This window comes from Klebsiella oxytoca NBRC 105695 (assembly GCF_001598695.1).
Classification (GTDB): Bacteria; Pseudomonadota; Gammaproteobacteria; order Enterobacterales; family Enterobacteriaceae; genus Klebsiella; species Klebsiella oxytoca.
Genome location: NZ_BCZK01000001.1, coordinates 682,071 through 706,496, shown reverse-complemented (window position 1 = coordinate 706,496; position 24,426 = coordinate 682,071). Strand labels below are relative to the sequence as shown.

Sequence of the window (24,426 nt, the reverse complement as noted above, 5' to 3'; positions counted from 1 at the left end):
ATGCATTAATTTTGCATAAAAATACACACAGTCAGCATGGCATGCAACCGGAAACCTTCCCGACGGTAAATTATCTGTCGTTTAGCTTCGTTTACCGCCGGATTTACCAATAGCCCGATGCAATTCATTGATCCGCTTCATCGATTTCACCGTTTTTTGCGGCGCGGTGGAGGCGACCGACAGCACAATCATCTCCAGGCATACCAGCACCGTACCGTGCAGCGGCACCCGACCGTTATCGCCGCCGCGCGGCACCTCAATCACCACCTGCGCCTCCTGGCTAAAGCGGGAATCCACCGCCTGGGTCAGCAAAATCGTCGGTATTCCCAGTCGCCGGGCCTCTCGCAGGGTCGTCATCCCCTCCCGGTGCGGCGACTTTTGCCCCATCATAATCAGCACGTCGCCGCGCTGCAGGCCTATCAGCTGCTCGGCGAGGCTAAACCCGGTGCGGTTCATCACGTACGAAGGCAGACCGATGCGGCTCAGCAGCCGGGCGGTATATTCCGCCAGAATGCCCGAGGCGCCGATCCCGAAAATCCCCACCTGGCGGGCGTCGGTCAGCAGCGCCACCGCCTGGGCCACCGCCGCACGGTTGGCGGGGCGCGACAGCACTTCGCAGGCCCGCTGATGCCCGTCCAGCACGAAATCGATGCTCGAATTGACGTCGCTGGACAAGGCGCTCACCGTGGAGATCATTTTTTCCGACGAGGTCGCCGACGGGCCGAACCAGCGCTCCATGGTCTGCTTCAGCTCCCGCAGGCCGGCGAAGCCGAGCGCCTGGATGGCGCGCACCACCGTGGCGTCCGAGGTATTCGTCGCGGCGGCGATTTCCATAGCCGTGCGCTCCAGCACCGCTTCCCGGTTTTCGTTGATATAGCTCACCACCGCCAGCAAACGCGGCGACAGTTGATGCGCGCGAGCGCGAAAACGCTCACCGAACAGGTCCACCCGTCCCTTCTCTCTTTTAACCACCGTTTTCATTGCAATCCCTCGGGCAAAGGACGACCGGCAATGTGCGACTGCACCTGGGCGACCATCAGCGACAGCGCAGCGTAGGAGTTAGAGATAACCTCCTCGCGCGGCAGCAGAATATAGCGCCCGGTGCGGCAGGCGCGCATAAAGTCGCACCAGCCGGGCATCACGCTCTCCATCGCCTGCAGCTCATCCTGCGGCCTGCCGCCGGTATCGGAACGCCAGGTGGCAAATACGAAATCGGCGTCCAGCGCCGGTAGCTGCTCGGCGCTGACGTCAATACGCTGGCCATCGGGGATGTTGTCGATCAGCGGCGGAAAGCGAAATCCGGCATCGCGCAGCACGCGTCCCAGCGCATGATAGGCGTGATGCACGGTAACCTTGCCGTTGTTGGCCTGAATCACCGAAACCACGATTTTTTGCGTGTCCACAATCGACTTCAGCTGGGCAATCTGCGCCTGATAGCGGCGTTCGAGAATCAATAACCGCGGCTGGGTGCCGGTGAGCTGCGCCAGCTTGCTATAGATGCGCGGCGCGCTGCCCTGCAGGTGGTCGATGCTGACCGTCGGCGCAATCTTCTCCAGCTGCTCCACCGAAACGTGGCGGCTGGGCTCGGTAATAATCAGGTCCGGTTTCGCGGCGGCTACCGCCTCGAGATCGATATCCGCCGTGCCGATAAACCGAATCGCGCTGTTATCAAAATCAACGCCGGTCAGCTGAGCGCTGGCGCGTAAAAAGTGGCTGCCGTCCGGACGCGTCCGGCCATGGCTGGCCACCGGCGGGACGCCAAGCTCAATCAGCGGGATGGTGATATCCAGATCGTGCATCGACACAATGCGCTGCGGATGTCGTGGAACGGTGACCGTGCGACCTAAGTCGTCGGTAAAGGTTTGCGTATCGGCGGCCGAGGCGACGCCCGCCAGCAGCACCAGCAGAGAAACGAACCAACGCATAGCGATCCTTTTTGATTTACAGGGCATCACGACGACGCCAGAGCAGAACGATAAAAAACGGGCAACCGACCAGAGCGATGACGATCCCTGCGGGGATCTGCAGCGGCGCGAACGCCAGTCGGCCAATGGTATCGGTGACTAACACCAGCAGCGCGCCAATTAACGCGCTGCCGCAGAGCAGCGCCACCTGGCCGCCGCGCAGCAGAAAACGCGCCATATGCGGCGCCATCAGGCCAACAAAGCCAAGGCTACCGACGCAGGAGACGCTGGCGGAGGTGAGCAGCACCGGCGCGAAAAAGCGCAACAGGGTGAGCTGCTGCAGACGTACGCCGAGGCCGATGGCCGTGCGGTCGCCGAGCAGCGCCACATCGGCGGCCCTGGCGGTCAAAAAAAGGATCATCGCCCCGGGCAGCGCCCAGCAGAAGGCAACGACCAACAGCGGCCAGGTCGCCGCGTGCAAACTCCCCGCCAGCCAGATCATCGCCGTTTGTACATCGCGCACGTCGGCGGTGGTCATAAAAATACCGACCGCCGCCGCCAGCGTCCACGACACGCCGATGCCAATGAGAATAAAGCGCGGGCGCGAACAATCGCGGGCCAGCGCCAGAACCAGCAGCGCCACCAGCACGCCGCCGAGCATTCCCGCCAGCGGCCGCCAGACCAGGCCCACCGCCGGGAAGAACAGCACCAGCGCCAGGACGACAATGCTGGCCCCCTCCTTCACCCCGATAAGCCCGGGATCCGCCAGACCGTTGCGGGTAATGCTCTGCATCGCCGCGCCGGCCAGACCGAGCATCGCCCCGCACAGCAGCGCCATAAACAGCCTCGGCAGGCGGATATCAAACAGAATAAATCGCTGCTGTTCGCCCACGTTTTCCCCACCCAGCAGCGCATGGAACAGGGTACCGGAGGGCATCGGGAAACTGCCGCGGGTCAGGCCAAACAGCGCCAGCAGCAGGATGACGAGCAGCGCAACAGCGGCGATGTTTAATGCCGCGGGCCGTAGCAGAATGTGCCAGCGGCCGCAGGTCAGCGGCCGAAAGCCGGCGCGACGGACGGCATTTTTCATTTAAAAAACCTCGCGGCGATAACAATAAACACCGGCGCCCCCACCAGCGCGGTCATTGCGCCGGTCGCCAGCTCCTGGGGGGCCGCCAGCGTGCGGGCGGCGATATCCGCCAGCAGCAGCACCAGGGCGCCAACCGGAGCGGCCAGCGGCAGCGCCAGGCGAATATCTTCGCTAATCAGCCGGCGCACCGCGTGGGGGACCACCAGCCCGACAAAGCCGATCGGCCCGGCCACCGCCACCGCGGAGCCGCACAATAGCGCAATGGCGGCCAGCCCCAGCAGGCGGGTCTGAACGATTTTCACCCCCAGCCCCAGCGCGACCTTATCGCCCAGCGCCAGCACGTTCAGACGCGGGGCAATGATCAGCGCGATCGTCAGCCCCGCCAGCGCCGGAAGTAGCGCAGCGCACAGCGTTTGCCAGTTCAGCCCGGCAAGATCGCCCGCCAGCCAGGTACGCATCGCCAGTAGCGTTTGTTCATCGAGGATCAGAATCGCCGCCGTCACCGCCGAGGCAAAGGCCGACAGCGCCACCCCGCACAGGGTAATGCGTAGCGGCGTGACGCCACCGCGACCGGACGACGACAGCAGCATCACGCCGCCAAACAGCAGCGCCGCGCCGCAGGCGGCGGTCAGCGGCCTGGCTAACGCGACGCCGCCGAGGCTGATCCCCAGCGCCGATGTCGCCACCACCGCCAGCGAAGCGCCGGCGTTAAGACCGAGAATATGCGGCTCACCCAGCGGGTTGCGGATCACGGTTTGCAGCAGCAGGCCCGCCACGCCGAGCGCCGCGCCGGTAAGCAGCGCCGCCGCGAGACGTACCAGACGTAAATCAACGATAATTCGGTGGTCAAAATTGCGCGGATCGTAATGGAACAGCGCCTGCAACACCGTTTGCGGGGCAATCCAGCGCGCGCCGAGCCCGAGATGCACCAGCGAGCCGCCCAGCAGCAGCAGGCTCAGCAATACCAGCGCCAGCCGGGGCCGGGATTGTCGGCGCTGAAGCAGCAGCGCGGAGGCGCTCATAAAGCTTTCTCCTCACGAGCGCGGAACGGCATAAAAAAGGGCTTGCCGGTCTGCGGGTTGAGCGACATCTGAACGTCCACGTCAAAGACGTTTTTGATCAGCTCCGGCGTGCAGATTTCCTGTTCATTAATCACCCCGGCGATCTGCCCTTTTTTGAGAAATACCAGCAGGTCGGCATAGTTCACCGCAAAGTTCAGGTCGTGCAGGACGGTCACCACGGTGCGGCCGTGTTCGCGGGTTAAGGTTTGCAGCAGTTCGAGGATATCGACCTGATAGCGCAGATCGAGCCAGGTAGTGGGTTCATCCAGCAGAATCGTCGCCGTTTGCTGAGCGAGGGCCATTGCGATCCAGCAGCGCTGGCGCTGGCCGCCGGAGAGGCTATCCACCGGTAAATGAGCGAATTCTGCGGTGCCGGTGAGCCGTAGCGCCTCTTCCACCGCCCGTTCATCGGCTTGCGACCATTGCCGCATCAGCCCCTGCCACGGATAGCGCCCGCGCGAAACCAGTTCAAAAACCGTCAGCCCCTCCGGGGTCAGCGGCGATTGCGGCAGAATGCCCAGCCGACGGGAAACCTCCCGGGTCGGCATCTGGTGAATCACCTCGCCGTCCAGACGTACGCAGCCCCCCAGCGGCTTGAGCATCCGGGCGATAGTCGACAGCAGCGTCGATTTACCCGAACCGTTGGCACCGGCCAGAACGGTCATTTTCCCGTGAGGAATGGTGAGATGAATATTGTCGATAATTAACGTCTGGCCATATCCGGCCGACAGGGAATCAAGGACGATTCCCTGCTCTGCAGGCAACACCCGCTGTGGCATAACTCGCTCCCGCGCCGCAACGGCGTGGCGTCGGGCCCGCGCGTTCCGCACTCAAACATAAATAAATCTCATTCTCTTTTGATCATGCGGTGGATGAATGTAGTAGTCAATACCCCATTACCGCGTCTGACTTCACGCTTTATCACCTCCGCGTCAATGACCAGGTAAAAAATTTATTATCAATAAAAACAAGAAAATAAACGCTTACCCTCTCGTCAGTTCGCCGCTAAATGATTGATTATTCATTTCGCCGATTTTTTATCTTACATAACGTTTACTACTACATTTCTTCGTGTTTGAATGATTCTCAATTACATATCTGGCGCGCGGTACGGCGTAAAAAACAGCCAGGTTTATTTTCCAGGGCAATGATTTTATTGGCTTTACCTCACCGCAAAGGCGAGGTTCGTTCACGAGAAACAACAATGACTCCATTAAATGTCCCTTCTTCGGCATTAAAAGGGCGTGCGCTTTTTTCACTGATTTTTTTCACCTCACCGGGATTATTGGCAGCGGTTAATGGCGCCGATACAACAAAAAAAACCGCCGACGAGACCATGACGGTCGTGGCCGACGGCAGCAGGCAAAGCGCCACTAACGGTTATCAGCCGGTCAATACGTCAACCGCTACCCTGACCTCCATGCCGATGCTGGATATTCCTCAGGTCGTCAATACTGTCAGCGAACAGGTGCTGCAGGATCAGCACGCGACGAACCTCGATGAAGCGCTGTATAACGTCGCCAACGTGGTGCAAACCAATACCCTCGGCGGAACCCAGGATGCCTTTACCCGCCGCGGCTTCGGCGCTAACCGCGATGGTTCAATCATGACCAACGGCTTGCGCACCGTACTGCCGCGCAGTTTTACCGCCGCCACCGAACGCGTCGAAGTGCTTAAAGGCCCGGCCTCAACGCTGTACGGTATTCTCGACCCCGGCGGATTAATCAACGTGGTGACCAAACGCCCGGAGCGCACTTTTGGCGGCTCTGTTTCCGCCACCTCCACCAGCTTTGGCGGCGGTACCGGCCGATTTGACGTCACCGGCCCCATTGACGGGACGCCGCTGGCGTATCGGGTGATTGGCGAATATCAGCATGAAGATTACTGGCGTAATTTCGGCAAAGAGAAGAGCAGCTTTATTAACCCCTCTCTGACCTGGTTCGGCGAGCGGGCGACGGTGAACGTGTCATATTCGCACCGTAACTACAGTACTCCCTTCGATCGCGGCACCATCTTCGATCTGAACACCGGTCATGCGGTGAACGTCGACCGTAAAACCCGTTTTGATGAACCGTTTAATATTACCGACGGTTATTCCGATCTCGCGCAGCTGAATGCCGAATACCGTCTCAGCGACGCCTGGACCGCCCGCTTCGACTACAGCTACAGCCAGGATCATTACAACGACGATCAGGCCCGGGTAATGGCCTACGACTCGGCGACCGGCAACCTGACCCGCCGCGTCGATGCCACACACGGTTCAACCCAGAAAATGCACTCTTCGCGAGCGGATTTACAGGGTAACGTGGTTATTGGCGGCTTTTACAACGAGATCCTCACTGGTCTGGCCTATGAGAATTACGATCTGCTGCGCACCGATATGATCCGCTGTAAGAACGTCAAGGGTTTCAATATCTATAATCCGGTCTACGGTACTGTTGGCAAATGCTCCAGCGCTTCGGCATCCGACAGCGACCAGCGCATTCAGCAGGAGAGCTACGCGGGCTACGTTCAGGACGCGCTCTATCTTACCGATAAATGGATTGCCGTTGCCGGAGTGCGCTATCAGTATTACACCCAGTACGCCGGTAAGGGCCGCCCGTTTAACGTCAATACCGACAGCAGCGACCAAAAATGGACGCCGAAAGCGGGCCTGGTTTATAAGCTGACGCCGTCCGTTTCGTTGTTCGGTAACGTAGCGCAGTCGTTTATGCCGCAGTCCTCTATCGCCAGCTATATCGGCAACCTGCCGCCGGAAGAGTCCACGGCGTACGAGCTGGGCGCAAAGTTTGAGCTGTTCAACGGCGTCACCGCCAATATTGCGCTGTTTGATATTGATAAGCGCAACGTTCTCTACACGGAATCCGTGGGTGATGAAACCGTGGCGAAAACCGCCGGTAAGGTGCGCTCTCGCGGCGTCGAAGTCGACGTGGCCGGATCCTTGACCGATAACCTGAGCGTCATCGCCAGCTACGGCTATACCGATGCGAAGGTCACCGACGATCCGGATTACAAAGGCAAACCGCTGCCGAACGTGCCGAAACACACCGGTTCGCTGTTCCTGAGCTATGACATTCATAACGTCTACGACAGCAATACGCTGACGGTGGGCGGCGGCGGTCGCGCGGTGAGCAAACGTTCCGGGACCAACGGCGCGGATTATTATCTGCAGGGCTATGCGGTGGCGGATGTGTTTGCCGCCTATAAGATGAAGCTACAATATCCGGTCACCCTGCAGGTTAACGTGAAGAACCTGTTCGATAAGACCTATTACACCTCCTCCATCGGCACCAATAACCTCGGTAACCAGATCGGCGATCCGCGGGAAGTGCAGTTTACGGTGAAGATGGATTTTTAAGCCTCATCCCTGTCCCGGATCGCGGCGCGCGGCGCCTTATCCGGGCTACCACACTGCCCGCCAAACGGTCAGAATGAGCGCAATCCCTGTAGCCCGGGCAAGGCGCGGCCCTACCGCGCCGCTCCCGGGACTACCCGCCGAACGGTCAGAATGAGCACGCCCCCGGTTAGCACGTTGCCTTACCAATCCTCTCCCTGGCCAAGAATACGCAGAATATCCTGACGATGCTGCAGCAGCAGCGGATTGTCGCGATGGCGAGGATACGCCAGCGGCAGCGCAAACTCGGCGATAATCCGCCCCGGCCGCGGCGACATGATTAACACCCGATCGCACAGTAGCAGCGCCTCTTCGATATCGTGAGTGACCAGCAGGCTGGTATAGCCCTGCTGCTGCCACAGGGCGATCAGCTCCCGCTGCATGCTGATGCGGGTAAGCGAATCCAGTTTGCCCAACGGTTCGTCGAGCAGCAGCAGACGCGGTTCATTCAGCAGCGCGCGCGCCAGCGCCGCACGCTGCGCCATCCCGCCGGAAAGCTGGCGCGGCAACGCCTCACTAAACGCCTGCAGACCCATTCGCGCAATCAGCGCGTCGGCCTTTGGCTCAAGCCCCTTTTTCCCCTGCGCCTGCGGCCCCAGCAGCACGTTTTGCCGCACCGTCAGCCACGGATAAAGGGTCGGGTCCTGAAACACCAGTATTCGCTCGGGCCCCGGCCCGCCCATCGCCGCCTCATCAATCTGAATTTGCCCGGCCTGCTGCGGCTCCAGTCCCGCCAGCAGCCGCAGCAGAGTGGATTTACCGCAGCCTGAAGGGCCGAGCAGCGCGACGCTTTCTCCGGGCCGCAACTGCAGGCTGATATTCTCCAGCACCGGCACCGTCCGTTTGCCGAGGGTAAAAGCATGATGCAGATGGCTTATCGACACCGCCGCGCCGGTCGATGCCGCCTGAGAAGTGGCGTTCGCGGTTACCATTGCATCCCTCCCCGCTGCCAGCTCAGCAGCCGGTCGCGCACCATAAACAGCCCGCTAATCAGGCCGGAGCAAAGCAGCGCCATCACCAGCAGCGCCGCGTACATATTGGGATAGGCCGCCCAGCCCTGCGCCCACTGCAGATAAAAGCCGATCCCGGATTTCACGCCGACCATTTCGGCGACAATCAGCACCGAAAACGACGCGCCCAGCCCCATAAACAGGCCGACAAAAACGTTCGGCAAGGCGGCGGGGATCGCCACGCGCAGGATCAGGAAACGCTGGCTGGCGCCCAGGGTACGCGCCACGTCATACCACGCCTTATCGATGCCGATAACCCCGGACCAGGTCAGCACGGTCACCGGGAACCAGGTGCTGAGCGCGATCAGAAACACGCTGGCGCCAAAGCTGGAAGGGAAGATAAACAGGCACAGCGGCAGCAGCGCGGTGGACGGCACCGGCCCCAGCAGACGTAACACCGGATGCACCCAGTAGCCGATCCGCTGGGACCAGCCGATCGCCAGCCCGCTGATAAAACCGCAACTGGTGCCCAGCAGCACCCCGAGCCCGAGCAGCCCCAGCGAATGCAGAAGGCTATCGAGCAGGCGCGGCCAGTCATCGTGCAGCACCTCAATCAGCGCCTGCGGCGGCGCGAAAAACGGCACCGGCAAAAATGCCGTCTTTGCCGTCAGCCCTTCCCACAGCGCAAAGAGCAGCGGCAGCAGCGCCAGCCACTTTCCGGCATGCTGCAGACGCGTCCCCCGCTGCCGCCAGTAGCGGTAGCTCAGCGCCAGCACCAGCAGCCCGCCGCCGAGGGTGAACTGCGCCAGCGCCCACCCTTCGCTAAACGGCCAGCGCCGCCCGGCATCGGGCCAGGCCAGCGTATACAAGCCGCCCAGCATCCACAGCGCGGCGGCCAGCCAGCCTTCCGTCCACCGCGGCCTGCCGCTTGCCGGGCGCGCCAGCGCCCGTTCAGGCGAAAACGTTGACATAAATGCTCTCCGCAAACTGATGGGGATCGGTTCCCGGTTTAATGACCTGCACCCGCTGAAGATCCACCGCGTACTGGGTCAGCTCTTTAACAAACGCTTCGCCCACCGCGTGATGACCGTGCCCCTGGCCGTGGAGAATGCCGCTGACCTCCGCCTCATTGGTATTCAGCGCATGGGCGAGGAAGGATTGCGCCACGCTCTCCGGGTGCGCGGCGGCATAGCTGTGCGCCTCAAGAATCGCCTGGGTGAGCGCGGCAGCGGCCGGTTTATGATCGCGCGCCAGGCTACCGCTGACCCCCAGTACGCAGCAGCTCAGCCTGGCATAATCGCCGGTCATATTGCTGGCGATAAGCTGATATTTACCGGTGTCCAGCAGACGATAGCTAAAGGGTTCGCTGCCGCTGATGGCGGCGATTTCGCGTTTATCCAGCGCCACGCTGAGCAAATCCGCCGGATAGACTTTCCACTGCACATCGCTTATCGGATCGATACCGTGGCGCTTAAGCAAGATGGCGAAAAAGTTTTTATCCGGCCCCGCCATATCGGTGACGCCGATGGTTTGCCCCTTCAGGCTCTCCAGGCCGCCGAACGGCGAGTTTTTCGCCGTCAGCAGGTTCAGGCAGCCGCCGTGGGTTCCGGCGGTGAGCTTCACGTCGAAGCCCTGCTCCAGCGCCTTCAGCCAGCGCAGCGCCATCCCGACGCCAGCGTCGGCCTTGCCGGTGGCAATTGCCTCCAGCAGCACGTCCGTCGAGTTGCCGAAGTTAACGAACTCCACGTCGAGATTGTATTTAGTGAAGATCTTCTGCTGCTCGGCGACGGCGACTGGCGCCAGGCACACCGCGCTTTTGTTAATCGCCAGCTTGATTTTGTACGGCTGCGCCAGGCGCAGGGCCAGGTGTTCCTCACCGCTCGCCATAGCCGCCATATCGTGAGCCCAAAGCGGCAGGGATGCGCCGGCCAGCGCAAGGCTGCCGGTCAAGCGTAAGAAACGACGGCGGGAAAAAGCAGAGGTTATCATGGCGTCGCCTCCGCATGGGCCTGCGCGGCAGGCACGCTAAAGCCGTTATCAAACGTCGGCGTCACGTCCAGCTTCGCGCGGATCAGCCCGTTGGCGAGATAAAAATCCGCCGTCGACTGCTGCTGGGCGACCGTCTTCGCGTTCAGAGGCTGCCACTGCGACTGGCGATTGGCAAACTGCGCGCGGGCGATATCCGCCGGGAAGCGAATAATCTCCCCCAGGGTTTTACCGTAGCTATCGAGATTGGCATACGCCCAGCGCTCGGCGCCGGCCAGGCGATTGAGGTAATCCTGCAGCGCCGCGCGCTTCTGCGGGTCCTTCAGGGTATCATCGGTTGCCGCCAGGAAGGTGTTGCCCGGCAGCAACCCTTTGCCGCTGACCAGGATCTGCCCCTCGGCGGTCTTCACCAACTGCGTGGTGTACGGCTCCCAGGTCGCCCAGGCATCAACCGAACCGTTGAGCAGCGCCACTTTGGCGTCCACCGGACCGAGAAACACCCACTGCACATCCTTTGGCGAAATTCCCGCCTGCTCCAGCGCTTTCAGCGCCACAAAGTGGCCAATCGATCCTTTACCGGTAGCGATGCGTTTGCCTTTTAAATCCGCGGCGCTTTTCAACGCGCTGCCGGGCGAGACCAGCACCGCGGTGCCGGCCGGGTTGCTTTTATCGACGGCGATGGCTTTAACCGGCGCGCCGTTAGCCAGCGCGAACAGCAGCGGCGCATCGCCGATTATCCCCGCATCCACCGCCCCGGCGTTAAGCGCTTCCGCCAGCGGCGCGGCGGCCGGAAACTCGGCCCATTTAATCTCATATGGGAGATTCTGCAGGGCGTTGGCGGCTTCCAGCTGCGAACGCATGCCGCCTTTTTGATCGGCAATTCGCAGGGTGATTCGCTCCTGAGCCGCCGCATAGCCGCTGAGGACCAGCAGCATGATCGCGCCGCCTAAAGCGGTAACATTAAATCTGCGCATGAGAATTATCCTTATTTTTGAAAAGCGTATTTGCCGGCCGCCAGCCACGCGCTGTCGCTCTGCGGGGTGTGTACCCGTCCGCAAAGCACGTTACGATAGTGGCGTTCCAGAGGATTTTGCCGACTCAGGCCATGGTTGCCGGTGAGCTCCAGCGCCAGGTTTACCGCCTGAATGGCGTTGTCGGTAATCGTGACTTTCGCGAGATTCGCCTCAATGGCGGAAAAGCCCAGCTGCGCGGCCTTTTCCAGCAGACTGCGATTGACCAGTAGCCAGCCGTCAATCTGGCCGACTTTTTCCTGCACCCGCGGCAGGCTGGAAAGCGGTTGCCCAAGGCTCCCCGGGATACGCGTACCCAGCCAGGACACCAGCCAGTCGCGGGCCGCCCGCGCGATGCTGTCGTAAATTGCCGCCAGTAGCGCCGTGTGGCGGTTGGCAAACAGGCGAAACTGTTCAGCATCCGGCGCGGGAGGCGCATCGGCAGCCCATACATCCACCGCGTGATCGGCGGCCACCTGCACGTTGTTGAGCACCACTTCATGGCTGCCGGTTGCCCGCATTCCGCCGTGGTCCCAGCTTTTGACGACGCTAATACCGTCACTTTCGCGCGGCACCAGCCAGGTGCCGACCAGCGGCGGAGCGTCGTCGCTGCGGCCCCAGATGGCCAGCCAGCTCAGCCCCTCAATACCGGTGGTATAAATTTTATGGCCATTAATCTGCCACCCTTCCGCGCGGCGGGTCGCCACGGTTTGCGGCAGGCCGCCGCGCGCCGGGGAGCCCAGTTCCGGCTCCACGCGCAGACTGTTGATCAATCCTCCCCGCTCAACGGCATCGTGAAAAACCCGTTGGCGCAGCGGCTCGGACCAGTTCTCGTTTTCCGCCAGCCGCAGATGATGCAGGTACTGCATGCAGACAATCAGCGCCGTCGCCGGTTCGCCCCAGGCAATAGCGGCAATCGCCTGCTGGAGCCTGGGAAGATCGGCACCTGCCCCGCCGTACTGCAGCGGTACGGCGAGGCTTAAAAAGCCGCGCTGGCGCAGACGGTCGATATTGTCGCGGGGAAAGTCGCCGCTGGCGTCGAGGCTGGCCGCCTGCTCCGCCATCAGGTGGCGAATCTCCGCGAGCCGTCGCGCCCACTCATCGGTAGCCGGATGTTTCACGATGCGCGCTCCGCCGCGGCGCGCAGGGCCGCTTTTTCGCGGGCGATCGGCAGCAGCGCTTTACCGTACTCCTGGGCATCGTTGAGCGGATCGAATCCGCGGATCAGGAAGTTGCGCACGCCGAGGTCGTAATAATCGAGCAGCGCGTCAGCAACCTGTTCCGGAGTGCCTACCAGCGCGGTAGAGTTGTGGCCGCCGCCCACCAGCTGCGCAATTCCGGTCCACAGACGTTTATCTACCACCTTGCCCTGCGCTGCGGTGGCCCGTAGACGCTGCGCCCCGACGCTGTCGGGCTTGGCTTTGAAGCCGTCCCCGCTCTGCGCCGCCCGTTCGGTGGCGACGTGCAGAATATGCTCGGCTTTTTCCCAGGCCTCAGCTTCGGTCGCGGCGATAATCGGCCGGAACGAGACGCTGAAGTCGATTTCTCGCTGATGTTTCGCCGCCTCGGCCCGCACGCGCTGGATGGTTTCCTCGGTTTGCGCCAGCGACTCGCCCCACAGAGCGAAAACATTGGCGTGTTTGCCGGCCACGGCGATAGCGGCTTCCGACGAGCCGCCGAAGTAGAGAGGGATATGCGGTTTTTGCAGCGGGCGTATCGCCGACCACGCCTGTTCCGCCTGATAAAAGTCATTGGCGATATCCACCGGCTGTTCGGCGGTCCACACCGTGCGAAGGGTCTCAAGGAAGGCATCGGTGCGCGCATAGCGCTGGTCGTGATCGAGATAATCGCCGTCGCGGCGCTGCTCGGCGTCATTGCCGCCGCTGATGATATGCACAGCCAGCCGTCCGCCCAGCAGATGTTCAAGGGTAGCGAACTTACGCGCAGCGAGGGTCGGCGAGACAAAACCGGGACGATGAGCCAACAGGAAGCCGATCTTTTGCGTCGACAGGCCCGCCAGCGCGGTCACCAGAAATCCGTCGGGTTGATCGGACCAGTGGCCTACCAGCAGGCGGTCAAACCCGGCGGCCTCGTGGGTTTGCGCGAAACGCACGATGTAATCGCGGTCAAAAATGGGGCCGACCGGGGCGATGGTTTCCGACGACAGGCGGTGGCCGATCATGCCGAGAAATTGAATGCTCATGCAGAACTCCTTGTAGCAGGATAATGAGTGGGCCGCCGCGGCGGCGCGTTTTCATTACCCTATACACGGGCTCTTAATGAACAAAATGCATTTTTATCATATCTTAATATGCAAGATAAGCATTTATAAAAATTATATATACGTTTCAGCCAGATACGTTTAGCTGCTGAACGACTTTGCCGGCGAAAAAAGTCAGCGGCTGGCTCAGATTAGCCAGATTCTGCGCGTGAACCAGCCACAGATGCACCTCGGGCTGGAAATCCGCCAGCGTCAATATTGTCACCTCATCGCGCCACGGGCTGGCGGCCAGCGCGGCGCGCGGGACCAGGCCAAGCCCCAGCCCCTGCGCCACGAGGCTGATTTGCAGCTGGGCACCCGCGGTCTCAACATTCAGCGCCAGACGCAGCCCCTGGGACTGCAGCTCGCGAATCAGCCCGGCCCGCAGGCCGCAGCCGTCGGGATTAAGCACCCAGCCTTTTTCCGCGCAGTCGCGCAGCGCCCCGGCGTGAAGACGCCAGCTTTTGGCCGCAATCACCGCAATATCCAGCGGGCACAGCAAGCGCCCGCCGCAGCCCTCAGCAAAGCGTTGCTGTTCCGGCCCCATCGCCAGCACGCCGTCCAGCTCGACGCTTTCAAGGCGCTTTTGCAGCAGCCCGCTCCAGCCGCAGGTCACCTGCGGTCTCAGGGCGGGAAACTGCTGGCGCAGCGCGGTCAGCGCCGGCTGCAGCGCAATTTCCGCCACGCTCTGCGGAACCCCGAGACGCAGGATGCCGTGCGGCTCGGCCTCGGGGTCGAGCAGGCCGTACAGCTTTTTGGTCTCCCGCTTGATGCTCAGGCACTGCTCGTAAACCCGGTGCCCGGCGGCGGTCAGGGTGAGCGGCCGGGTCTGACGCTCAAGCAGCGTCACGTTGAGGGTTTGCTCCAGTCGCTGAAGTCGGCGGGTTATCGCCGATTGGGTAATACCGAGATATTCCGCGGCCTGATTAAGCGAGGAGAACTGCACGGTGGCCAGCAGTGCGTCAATGTCGTCGATGCGCATAGCGTCCTTAATGTGATTTTTGCATATTAATATATGAGGAAATTGCATTTTAATTATATTAACGCCTTTGCTAGCGTAAAGACCAGTCCCGACAACAGGAAGCGACCATGACCGCACCGCGAGTGGAAAAATTACGCCAGTTTATTCAGGACCTTGATGCCCTGCATCGCGAATTTGCCGATGAGCCAGCCCTGCTTGACGCCGTGGCTCAGCGCCTGGCCACGCTGGTAAAAAAAGATGACTGGCTGCCGGAAGAGTACACCCTGCCGCACCCCCACCACTATCAGCAGTATCTACTGCATGCCGATTCCGGACAGCGATTTTCCATCGTCAGCTTCGTCTGGGGGCCTGGGCAATCGACGCCGATTCACGATCATCGGGTGTGGGGCGCCATCGGCATGCTGCGCGGCGCGGAGGAGAATCAGCGCTACCGCCTGGACGAGCGCGGCCAGCCGGTGGTCAGCGGCGTTGCCGAACGCCTCTCCCCTGGTGAAGTAGAAAAAGTCTCTTCCCGCGATGGCGATATTCACCGGGTGAGCAACGCCCTCGCGGATAGCGTCTCGATCAGTATTCACGTTTACGGCGGCAATATCGGCGGCGTCAGGCGCGCGGTCTATACCCCGGAAGGCCTCGTCAAACCTTTTGTCTCCGGTTACTCCAATCGCCACTTGCCCAATATCTGGGATCTCTCAAAGGATAATTAATATGCCCATCTGTTCTTATCGCCCGACCGCTCAGCTGCGCCAGGCGCTGCTTGACGGCGCGGAGCTGGCGCTGATCGATGTTCGCGAAGAGGCCGACTTTGCCCGCAGCCATCCGCTGTTTGCCGCTAATCTGCCGCTCAGCAAAATGGAGCTGGATGTTTTTCGACGCGTGCCGCGCCTGACGACGCCGATTACCGTCTATGACGGCGGCGAAGGTCTGGCGGAGCGGGCCGTCGAGCGCCTGCAGAGCTGGGGTTATCAGGATGTCGCGCTGCTGGAAGGCGGCCTCTCGGGGTGGCAACGCAGCGGCGGGGAGCTGTTTCAGGACGTGAATTCGCCGAGTAAAGCGTTCGGCGAGCTGGTAGAGAGCGAGCGGCATACCCCCTCGCTGAGCGCCGGGGAAGTGAAGGCGCTGCTCGAGGGTCAACAGGAGGTGGTGGTCGTCGACGCGCGCCGTTTCGATGAGTATCACACCATGAATATTCCCGGCAGCATCAGCGTGCCCGGCGGGGAGCTGGCGCTGCGCATCGAGGGCCTGATTCCGTCACCGCAGGCGACGGTGATCGTCAACTGCGCGGGGCGCACGCGCAGTATTATCGGCACGCAGTCGCTGCGCAACGCCGGTTTGCCCAATCCGGTCTACGCGCTGCGCAACGGCACCATCGGCTGGACCTTAGCCGGGCTTGACCTTGAGCGCGGCCAGCAGCGCCGCTACGATGCCGATTTTCGCGCCTCAGTCGAACGCGCGACGGCGGTGAGACAGCTGGCGGAGCGCGCCGGCGTCGCCTTTATAGACACCGCAACCCTTCAGCGCTGGCTGCGGCAGCCCGCGCGTACGACTTACCTGTTTGACGTTCGCAGCCCGGAGGAGTACGCCGCAGGCCATCTGCCGCTGAGCGTTAGCGCGCCCGGCGGGCAGCTGGTGCAGGAAACCGACCATTTCGCCAGCGTGCGCGGAGCGCGGATTGTGCTGATTGCCGATGACGCGATACGCGCGCCGATAACGGCGTCCTGGCTGGCGCAGATGGGGTGGGAAGTGGCGGTGTTAAATGATGCGCGCCCTGAAGACTTTAGCGAGCGCGGTACCCCCGCGGCCAAAGTACCGCCGGGGCCGCAGGCGGAGGAGATTTCGCCACAGCAGTTAGCGGAACAGCTGCGGGTACCCGGCACCGTGGTGCTGGACTTCACCACCAGCGCCAACTATGTCGCCCGGCATATCCCGGGCGCTTACTGGCTGGTTCGTTCGCAGCTGCGCCAGGCGCTGGAGGTGATACCGCAAGGAGAACGTTACGTTGTCACCTGCGGCAGCAGCCTGCTGGCCCGCTACGCAGTGCCGGAGGTAGCGGCTTTAACCGGTAAACCGGTGCAGCTGCTGAGCGGCGGCACCCTGGCGTGGATTGATGCCGGACTGGCGTTGGAGCATGGCGAGACGCATCTGGCGACGCCGCGCAGCGATCGCTATCAGCGCCCATATGAAGGTACCGATAACTCCCCGGCGGCAATGCAGGCCTACCTCGACTGGGAGTTCGGCCTGGTTGAACAGCTGGCGCGCGATGGTACGCACGGGTTTACGGTATTGTGATTTCCCCCGCTCGCGCTGCGCTTAGCGGGGCTACGGGCCCCTGTACTCTGCTCCCGGGGGCGGCGCTAAGCGCCTGCCCGGGCTACAGGTTCACCGCCATCTGCCATCCCGTAGCCCGGACAGATGCGCAGCATCGCCTCCGGGAAATTATGCCGCACTGCACTCTGCTCCCGGGGTATAGCTGCGATCAGATCTCCGGCGTATTTTTAAAGCCCATCAGCATCAGCATCGGCTCCTGCTGCGACCCCGCGGGATCGAAATGATAGCGGTTGCCCTGACGGTCTCCGCCGATATACCACGAGATCTCGGATTTGCCCTCAGCCAGCGCCTTGCGCACCGCTTTATCAACATCGATCGTCCGGTATTCACGCTTTGAATTAAGATACAGAACCCCATCAGAGCTGTAGTTGCAGGACGGACGATGATTCCAGGTCACGCTGTTTGCGCTCCAGTCGTTGCTCGCCGGATAGAGAAAAATCTGATCCGCGCCGTTGGTTTCCACTTTTCCACCGTAGATCCGCAACTGATATTTAAACAGCGAAGCGTCCTGTCCCTGCGGCAGCGGCGGGATCGGGAATTTCACCAGCGTCATGGTTTCCGGGTTATGCGTGCGCCCGCCGTTTTTCCAGTTATCGCTGACCACCAGATTTTCCGGAGCGGCATGGGTCACCGTCGGCTCGGTGCTGTCCACCAGCGCGTTCTCCTCTACCGTGGAGAAGCCATAAGGCACCGCGCTACCGCAGTCGATCCCCTTATTCATGCAGCGCTCGGTCATATAGTGCGCTGCCTCAACCGTCCAGCCGTTCATGAAATCCGCGTGCGCCGTATAGATGCTGCCCCAGCGCTCTTGACGCTTGTCGCCGTCCATGACCGGATCCATTGAAAGCTGAATTTTTGCCGTATCCAGCGTTTTTATCTGCGGCAGAACGTATGCCACGTTCATGTTTACGGTCGGAATTTTCACCGGGTAATCGCCTGGACAGGCGCCATTGACGTCGTATGTCGCGTTACTGTGGCCGTGCGTCGGTTTCAGGTTGACGCCATCCCAGCAGTTGGGGAACTGGATACCGATATTAAACTGTACCGCATCCCCCGCTTTGCGCAGCCCGCAAATCTGATCGGCCTTATTGGTATAGCCATTGCCGTTGGCGCAGAGAAAGGTAATGCGCGAACTGGGAGCAGAACCGTGATGATCGCCCGCCAGCAGTTCGAGACCGGCCGGGAACGGATGCAGCGGATGCTGTTCGACTTTGCTGGTCTGGTAGTAGGTTTTTTGATAAGCCGGCGCGACCACCTGACCGTCAGGCAGCTTCAGCGATGGCGCCCAGTAGGCGGAGCTGTCGGCTTTGTTATCGCAGGTGGTTTCCGGCTGGTCGCGCAGCGTCTGATAGGTCGACACTGCGTCAGTATGGGTGTTGCCAAAAAAATCATGCCACATAGCCTGATTCGGTTTGCCGAACATCATAATGGCGTCATCGCCCAACGTATGGTGATAAGCGCAGACCACGTGGGCCTGCGGGCCGGCATGAGCAGAAAACGCGCCGGCGGCCAGCAGCGGCGCAAGAGTTAAAGCGAACGGGTTCAATTTCATTTTGCAATCCTCCTTGTTTGAAGGAGTGCAGAGATAGCAAACGCCCGCCGATGTTACACATCATCAAATATCATTTCGTCTCATCGGCCCGCACTATCAGGTTCGCGCATGATCCATGAGTACTGAAATGACTTCGGCGCCGGGAAATGCGTGCGCCGACGAAACGACCCCAGCAGCTGCGGCGTGCAGTAGGTACAGCTCCCCAGCCACTCCATGTTTTCTTCCGGCACCCCCGCGCTGCGCAGCAGGAGATGGGCAAAGGCCCGCAGATCGAACCAGACATTGTCGTCAGCGGTCGCTTGCGCCTGCTCCCCCACTGACGCCGCCTGATGGGGCAGGAAGAGCTGCTCCCGATGGCGCTTTGCCAGCTCGCCTGCGGGCATTGCCAGCAGAGCCTGATAGAAGTCGGCGGTGACTTCGTAGCAGCAGGCGTGAATATGCGGCCCGCTCACCACCACCAGATCTTGCGGGGCGACGTGATAACGCTGAAACAACGCCAGGCTATTTTCAATAATTCCGCTGGCCGCGCCGCGCCAGCCTGCGTGGACGCTACAAATATAGCGCCCATCGCGCGACGCCATCAGCAGCGGCAGACAGTCGGCGGTCACTACCCCTATCTTTTGCCCGCTGAGGGCGGTAAACATCGCATCGGCATGGGGTCGCTCCGCCTGCGGCGCCAGATACTCATGCACGATGTTGCTGTGAACCAGTTTAACTGGCGCCATTTCGCTATAGGGAAAGGCGGCGGTTTCATGGACGTCGAGAAAGGCATACCGGATGCCGGGGATAGTGCTCAGTAAGCGGGAGGTAAAAGACATGATGCCAGGAAGAATCAATGGATGATGATTTAACCTATGCCAAAGTAGAGAGATGCGCAAGGCGAAGGACAGCGCCCCGGCTCGCGCTGCGCTTAGCCGGGCTACAAGCAACAAACTGCTGCGGGCCGGTAGCCCGGGCAAGGCGCGGGTTTACCGCGCCGTCCCCGGGAATAAACGAAAATGCTCAGGCCAGCGCGGCGCGCTTTTGTCGGCTCATCAGCCAGAACACCGCCACGCCCGCCAGCAGAATGCCGGGGGCGGACGCCGCCATCACCCCGACGGTGCCGGTGCCCAGCGCCAGCATTTTGCCAGCCAGCAGCGGACCGCTCATCGCGCCGAGACGGCCAATCGCCACCGCCGTTCCCACGCCCGTGGCGCGGATTTCGGTGCGATAGAACAGCGGAGCCAGCGCATACAGCACGCTCTGGCCGCCGGTGGCAAACAGGCCGGCGACAAAGCCGGAGAAGAGCATTGCGGTCAGCGAGGACGCGGTTCCCAGGGCCAGCAGCGACGCCAGCATGCCGATATAAATTAGCAGCGACATCCATAGCGGACTGAGCTTATCCATCAGCGCCCCCAGCAGCAACGTCCCGCAGGCGGCGCCGAACTGCAGGACAAACATCACCCCCGCCGCCTCGCTGGGGCTGAATCCCTGGCCAACTAACAGCATCGGCAACCAGTTGATCAACATATAGACCACCAGCAGCGTAAAGAAATAGCACAACCACAGGAGCAGAGAAGCGGCGGCGTTGCCCGGCGCAAGGAGCGTGCGTAGCGGCACGCCCTGTGCGCTGCGCCGAAACGCCTGCGATTCCGGCAGCCAGCGCATCAATAATGGCACCAGCAGCAGCGGAACGATACCGCCGACCCAGAACACCGTTTGCCAGGCCGCGGCAAGGCCGAAAAAGCCCAACGCCGCCGCCAGCGCCGCGCCGATGGGCACGCCGCAGTACATCAGGCTGACCGCCCTGCCGCGAAAACGAGGACCCGCGGCCTCGGAGGTTAAAGCAATCAGATTCGGCAGCGCCGCGCCAAGCCCGACGCCGGTTAACAGGCGCGCCAGCAGCAGCGTCGGATAATTCCATGCCAGCGCGGTGGCGATTGAGAACAGGCCGAAGAGCAGCACCGAGCCGAGCAGAATTCGCTTGCGGCCGTAGCGATCCGCCAGCATGCCGCCCACCAGCGCGCCGGGCAGCAGGCCGAGGATCCCGGCGCTGAAAATCCAGCCCATCTGCATTTTATCCAGCGCGAACGCCTGCGCCATGCCGACGGCGGCGATGCCCGCCGCCTGGAGATCCAGCCCTTCCATCAGGGCCACCATAAAACAGAGCCCGACGGTTAACATCAGGCGCGAATTGCTTGCAGTCGTTGTTTGGGTCATAGGGTACCTTTGCGATATCCGGACAAGCGGAGCAGGTAAATGGCGGCTGATACGTTGCCAGCCGCGCGTTGCTTTTATTGATGACGATTGAGCAGGTCCAGCGCGACGTCGACGATCATATCCTCCTGACCGCCCACCATCCGCCGTTTGCCCAGTTCGACGAGGATATCCACCGCGCTCAGGCCGTAGCGCTCGGCGGCCACTTCGCTGTGGCGCAGAAAGCTGGAGTAAACCCCGGCATAGCCCAGCGCCAGCGTTTCGCGGTCAACCCGCACCGGGCGATCCTGCAGCGGGCGCACCAGCTCATCGGCGGCGTTCATCAGGGCATACAGATCGGTGCCATGATTCCAGCCGAGCTTATCGGCGGCGGCGATAAACACCTCCAGCGGCGCGTTGCCCGCACCGGCGCCCATCCCCGCCAGGCTGGCGTCGATGCGGTCGCAGCCCTCTTCCACCGCGGCGATGGAGTTGGCGACGCCGAGGCTCAGGTTATGGTGTGCGTGCATCCCGGTGGCGGTTTCCGGCTTCAGCACCGATTTCAGGGCGCGGAAACGATCGCGAATATCGCGCATATTCATCGCCCCGCCGGAATCGACAACGTAGATACAGGTCGCGCCGTAGGATTCCATTTTCAGCGCCTGCTGCGCCAGCTGCTCCGGAGTGGTCATATGGCTCATCATCAGGAAGCCGACGGTGTCCATGCCCAGCTCGCGGGCGAAGGCGATATGCTGCGCGGAAACATCCGCCTCGGTGCAGTGGGTGGCCACGCGCACCACCCGCGCGCCTGCCTGATACGCATTTTTCAGGTCATGCAGGGTACCGATGCCGGGAAGCAGTAAAGTCGCGATCTTCGCCTGGCTGACCGACTCCGCCGCCGCTTCAATCCACTGCAGGTCGCTGTGCGCGCCGAAGCCGTAGTTAAAGCTGGAACCCTGCAGGCCGTCGCCGTGGGCGACTTCGATTGAATCCACTCCCGCGCTATCCAGCGCCCGGGCAATCTGGCGTACATTGTCGAGTGAGTATTGATGGCGAATCGCGTGCATCCCGTCGCGCAGAGTCACGTCGGAGATATAGAGTTTTTTGCCGTTCATGCTGCCTCTCCCGCTGCGTCATTCATCGCCTGGGCCATTTTTTCCGCCGTCGCCAGCGCCGCCGACGTCATAATATCGAGGTTACCCGCGTAAGCGGGCAGATAGTGCGCCGCCCCTTCGACCTCGAGGTAAACCGCCGTTTTCAGGCCGGAGAAGCGGCCGACGCCCGGCAGATTCACCGGTTTATCTTCCGGGATCACCTCAAACTGCACCTGCTGCTTCAGGCGATATCCCGGCACATAGGCCTGCACCGCCGCCGCCATCTCGGCGATCGACTCGGCAACCGCCTGCTGCGATGCCGCTTCGCTCAGGACATAAACGGTATCGCGCATCATCAGCGGCGGCTCCGCCGGATTCAGCACGATAATCGCTTTGCCTTTCGCCGCGCCGCCCACTTTCTCAATGGCCTGCGAGGTGGTTTCGGTAAATTCATCAATGTTAGCGCGCGTCCCCGGACCGGCAGATTTGCTGGCAATCGAGGCGACGATCTCTGCATAGTGCACTTTTGCCACTCTGGATACCGCCGCCACCATCGGGATAGTGGCCTGGCCGCCGCAGGTCACCATATTGACGTTACCCTCGGCAAGATTGGCCTCGAGATTGACCACCGGCACGCAGTACGGGCCGATGGCCGCTGGGGTCAGGTCGATCACGCGGATCCCCGGTTTGGCTTCCCGCAACGCGGCGTCGTTTTTCACGTGCGCCCCGGCGCTGGTGGCGTCAAAAACCACATCGATATCGGCGAATTCCGCCATCTGCATCAGCCCGCCAACGCCCTCGTGGGTGGTGGCGACGCCCATACGCCGGGCGCGGGCCAGGCCGTCGGACTCAGGGTCGATGCCGACCATCACCGCCATCTCCAGGTGCTGCCCGTGGCGCAGAATTTTGATCATTAAATCGGTGCCGATATTGCCGGAGCCGATAATGGCGACTTTACGTTTACTCATCACGCTGTTCCTCTTCGGCGACAAAGGTCGCCGCCACTGAACCTAAACCGTCGATATGGGCGATAAAACGATCGCCGGCGGTAATCGCCACCATCGGGCCTAACGCTCCGGTGAGCACGATATCGCCCGCCCGCAGCGGCTCGCCGAGGCTGGCCATTTTGCGCGCCAGCCACACCGCCGCGTTCAGCGGATGGCCAAGGCATTCGCTGCCGCGCCCGCTGGAGACCTCTTCCTCGTTACGGGTCATGCGCATCACGCAATGTTTCAGATCCAGCCCATCCGGGCGCCGCGCCGGACTGCCCAAAACGTAAACGCCGCAGGAGGCGTTATCGGCGACCGTATCGACAAAGCCAATCGACCAGTCGCGGATACGGCTGCCGACCACTTCCAGCGCCGGCAGCACCCAGTCGATGGCGGCGTACAGTTCATCAAAAGTGGTATCGGCATGCGGCAGATCCTGTTTCAGCACCAGGGCGATTTCGGCTTCCACCTTCGGCTGCAGCACCCGGGAGAACGGCACATTGGCGTTATCGCCGTAGCACATGTCGGCAAACAGGGTGCCGAAGTCCGGCTGGTCAACGCCCAGCTGCTGCTGCACTTTAGGATGGGTCAATCCCACCTTGCGTCCCACCACCCGGCGGCCGTTCGCCACGTGGTGCTGCACGTTCATCCGCTGGATAGCATAGGCCGCTTCGGCGTTGTCGACGCCGAGGAGAGATCGCAGCGGTTCAATCGCCTGGCCGCGACTTTCCGCCTCACGCAACCGTTGCGCCAGGTGTTCAAGAGATAAAGTTGTCATTCGGCTTCCTCAGGCACGTGCCAGAAAATCGAGCACCAGTTGGTTAAAACTCTCCGCGTGCTCCCACTGCGCCCAGTGGCCGCAGTCGCGATAGATATGCAGTTCAGAACCGTTAATGCCCGCCAGCAGGCGCAGCCCGGCGTCCATCGGCACGAAGCGATCGTTACGCCCCCAGACGATCAGTGTCTGCGCGCGGATTTCGCCGAGACGCGGGCTAAAGTCCGGGAACTGCTTCGGGTTGGCTTCGAGACTTTTGACGAAATTATCCAGATGCTCCCGGCGCGATAGCATATTGTTGAGACGCGCGTCGAACAGGGCGTCAGTCAGATCGCGGGTATCGAAAACAAAGATGTTCATCATCTTTTTCAGATTTTCGATGGTCGGTTCGCGATACAGGCCGTTCAGCAGCTTGATGCCTTCCGTCGGCATCGGCGTAAACAGGCTCATGCCGCCGGTTCCGCCGCCCATCAGCACCAGTTTGCCGACGCGCTCCGGCCAGCTGAGGGTAAAGGCCACCGCGCTGTGTCCGCCCATCGAGTTGCCCAGCAAATGCACGTTGCTGATATCCAGCTGATCAATGACGCTTTTCAGCACCCGGGCGTTCAGGTCGGAGCGGGAGCCGCGACTGACGATAGCATCGCTTTTCCCCCAGCCGGGGCAGTCCAGCAGAATGACCCGATAGCCCGCCTCCACCAGCGGGTCGATATTGCGGCTAAAGTTGGCCCAGCCGGTAGCTCCGGGGCCGGAGCCGTGCAGCATCACCACGGTTTCGTCACCCTGGCCGCAGTCATTAAAATGGATGCGTAATGTTTCTCCGCCCTCTTCCACGTTGAGAAAGCGGCTGGTGGCGGCTTCGGTTTGCGGTTGGTAGCTCAT

20 protein-coding genes and 2 pseudogenes are annotated in these 24,426 nt (G+C 61.6%); 3 read left to right on the top strand and 19 right to left on the bottom strand.

Features of this window, described 5'->3' with window-relative positions; translation table 11 throughout:
- Positions 1 to 81 precede the first annotated feature (81 nt).
- From KO1_RS03165 to KO1_RS03145, 5 genes and pseudogenes are all read right to left on the bottom strand, one after another.
- Positions 82 to 981, bottom strand: coding sequence for a MurR/RpiR family transcriptional regulator (locus KO1_RS03165; protein ID WP_004102837.1), 900 nt, complete (start codon positions 979 to 981; stop codon positions 82 to 84).
- Positions 978 to 1,951, bottom strand: a pseudogene (locus KO1_RS03160) (ABC transporter substrate-binding protein); the annotation flags it as partial. The gene KO1_RS03165 and the pseudogene KO1_RS03160, both read right to left, overlap by 4 nt.
- Positions 1,942 to 2,994, bottom strand: coding sequence for a FecCD family ABC transporter permease (locus KO1_RS03155; protein ID WP_004102840.1), 1,053 nt, complete (start codon positions 2,992 to 2,994; stop codon positions 1,942 to 1,944). The gene KO1_RS03155 and the pseudogene KO1_RS03160, both read right to left, overlap by 10 nt.
- Positions 2,991 to 4,016, bottom strand: a complete 1,026-nt coding sequence (locus tag KO1_RS03150; protein ID WP_017145715.1) for a FecCD family ABC transporter permease — start codon at positions 4,014 to 4,016, stop codon at positions 2,991 to 2,993. The genes KO1_RS03155 and KO1_RS03150 overlap by 4 nt, the downstream gene beginning before the upstream one ends.
- Positions 4,013 to 4,834: an ABC transporter ATP-binding protein gene (locus KO1_RS03145; RefSeq protein WP_004102842.1), complete on the bottom strand. Its 822-nt coding sequence runs from the start codon at positions 4,832 to 4,834 to the stop codon at positions 4,013 to 4,015. The genes KO1_RS03150 and KO1_RS03145 overlap by 4 nt, the downstream gene beginning before the upstream one ends.
- A 557-nt stretch (positions 4,835 to 5,391) precedes the next feature.
- Between KO1_RS03145 and KO1_RS03140 the strand changes: the two genes are divergently transcribed.
- On the top strand, positions 5,392 to 7,413 hold the full coding sequence (locus KO1_RS03140) for a TonB-dependent siderophore receptor (protein ID WP_097365455.1): 2,022 nt from the start codon (positions 5,392 to 5,394) through the stop codon (positions 7,411 to 7,413).
- A gap of 179 nt (positions 7,414 to 7,592) precedes the next feature.
- Here KO1_RS03140 and KO1_RS03135 read toward each other — a convergent pair whose 3' ends face one another.
- From KO1_RS03135 to KO1_RS03105, 7 genes and pseudogenes are all read right to left on the bottom strand, one after another.
- Positions 7,593 to 8,381, bottom strand: a complete 789-nt coding sequence (locus KO1_RS03135) for an ABC transporter ATP-binding protein (protein WP_004102846.1) — start codon at positions 8,379 to 8,381, stop codon at positions 7,593 to 7,595.
- The gene (locus KO1_RS03130; protein WP_023321154.1) at positions 8,375 to 9,370 is read right to left on the bottom strand and encodes an ABC transporter permease; all 996 of its coding nucleotides are present in this window, start codon (positions 9,368 to 9,370) and stop codon (positions 8,375 to 8,377) included. The genes KO1_RS03135 and KO1_RS03130 overlap by 7 nt, the downstream gene beginning before the upstream one ends.
- A complete protein-coding gene (locus KO1_RS03125; protein ID WP_004102849.1) occupies positions 9,351 to 10,388 on the bottom strand; it encodes an ABC transporter substrate-binding protein in 1,038 nt (345 codons plus the stop codon). The genes KO1_RS03130 and KO1_RS03125 overlap by 20 nt, the downstream gene beginning before the upstream one ends.
- Positions 10,385 to 11,359, bottom strand: coding sequence for an ABC transporter substrate-binding protein (locus tag KO1_RS03120; RefSeq protein WP_004102851.1), 975 nt, complete (start codon positions 11,357 to 11,359; stop codon positions 10,385 to 10,387). The genes KO1_RS03125 and KO1_RS03120 overlap by 4 nt, the downstream gene beginning before the upstream one ends.
- 11 nt (positions 11,360 to 11,370) lie before the next feature.
- The gene (locus tag KO1_RS03115) at positions 11,371 to 12,516 is read right to left on the bottom strand and encodes an acyl-CoA dehydrogenase family protein (RefSeq protein ID WP_004102852.1); all 1,146 of its coding nucleotides are present in this window, start codon (positions 12,514 to 12,516) and stop codon (positions 11,371 to 11,373) included.
- A pseudogene (locus tag KO1_RS03110) lies at positions 12,494 to 13,598 on the bottom strand (LLM class flavin-dependent oxidoreductase). The gene KO1_RS03115 and the pseudogene KO1_RS03110 overlap by 23 nt, the downstream one beginning before the upstream one ends.
- A 145-nt stretch (positions 13,599 to 13,743) precedes the next feature.
- Positions 13,744 to 14,637, bottom strand: a complete 894-nt coding sequence (locus tag KO1_RS03105; protein WP_023321156.1) for a LysR family transcriptional regulator — start codon at positions 14,635 to 14,637, stop codon at positions 13,744 to 13,746.
- 107 nt (positions 14,638 to 14,744) lie between these two features.
- Here KO1_RS03105 and KO1_RS03100 point away from each other — a divergent pair, with 107 nt between their 5' ends.
- Positions 14,745 to 15,341 carry a cysteine dioxygenase family protein gene (locus tag KO1_RS03100; RefSeq protein ID WP_004102858.1) on the top strand — a complete coding sequence of 199 codons (597 nt, stop codon included), beginning with the start codon at positions 14,745 to 14,747 and terminating at the stop codon, positions 15,339 to 15,341.
- 1 nt (position 15,342) lies between these two features.
- The gene (locus KO1_RS03095; protein ID WP_023329806.1) at positions 15,343 to 16,923 is read left to right on the top strand and encodes a rhodanese homology domain-containing protein; all 1,581 of its coding nucleotides are present in this window, start codon (positions 15,343 to 15,345) and stop codon (positions 16,921 to 16,923) included.
- A gap of 187 nt (positions 16,924 to 17,110) precedes the next feature.
- Here KO1_RS03095 and KO1_RS03090 read toward each other — a convergent pair whose 3' ends face one another.
- The 7 genes from KO1_RS03090 to mhpC form a co-directional block, all read right to left on the bottom strand.
- Entirely contained in the window at positions 17,111 to 18,514 is a 1,404-nt protein-coding gene (locus KO1_RS03090; RefSeq protein ID WP_024274309.1) for a CBM96 family carbohydrate-binding protein, read from the bottom strand.
- An 80-nt stretch (positions 18,515 to 18,594) separates the two neighbouring features.
- Positions 18,595 to 19,332 carry a purine nucleoside phosphorylase YfiH/LACC1 family protein gene (locus KO1_RS03085; RefSeq protein WP_023329807.1) on the bottom strand — a complete coding sequence of 246 codons (738 nt, stop codon included), beginning with the start codon at positions 19,330 to 19,332 and terminating at the stop codon, positions 18,595 to 18,597.
- A gap of 184 nt (positions 19,333 to 19,516) precedes the next feature.
- The gene (mhpT, locus tag KO1_RS03080; RefSeq protein WP_004102866.1) at positions 19,517 to 20,713 is read right to left on the bottom strand and encodes a 3-(3-hydroxy-phenyl)propionate transporter MhpT; all 1,197 of its coding nucleotides are present in this window, start codon (positions 20,711 to 20,713) and stop codon (positions 19,517 to 19,519) included.
- 74 nt (positions 20,714 to 20,787) lie between these two features.
- The gene (gene mhpE, locus KO1_RS03075; RefSeq protein ID WP_004102867.1) at positions 20,788 to 21,804 is read right to left on the bottom strand and encodes a 4-hydroxy-2-oxovalerate aldolase; all 1,017 of its coding nucleotides are present in this window, start codon (positions 21,802 to 21,804) and stop codon (positions 20,788 to 20,790) included.
- A complete protein-coding gene (mhpF, locus tag KO1_RS03070; RefSeq protein WP_047719763.1) occupies positions 21,801 to 22,751 on the bottom strand; it encodes an acetaldehyde dehydrogenase in 951 nt (316 codons plus the stop codon). Before mhpF ends, mhpE begins: the two co-directional genes overlap by 4 nt.
- Complete coding sequence (gene mhpD / locus KO1_RS03065) at positions 22,744 to 23,550, bottom strand: 2-keto-4-pentenoate hydratase (protein WP_024274311.1); 807 nt, start codon at positions 23,548 to 23,550, stop codon at positions 22,744 to 22,746. The genes mhpF and mhpD overlap by 8 nt, the downstream gene beginning before the upstream one ends.
- Before the next feature lie 9 nt (positions 23,551 to 23,559).
- Positions 23,560 to 24,426 (bottom strand): 2-hydroxy-6-oxonona-2,4-dienedioate hydrolase, encoded by an 867-nt coding sequence (gene mhpC, locus KO1_RS03060; protein WP_023329810.1) that lies wholly within the window; start codon positions 24,424 to 24,426, stop codon positions 23,560 to 23,562.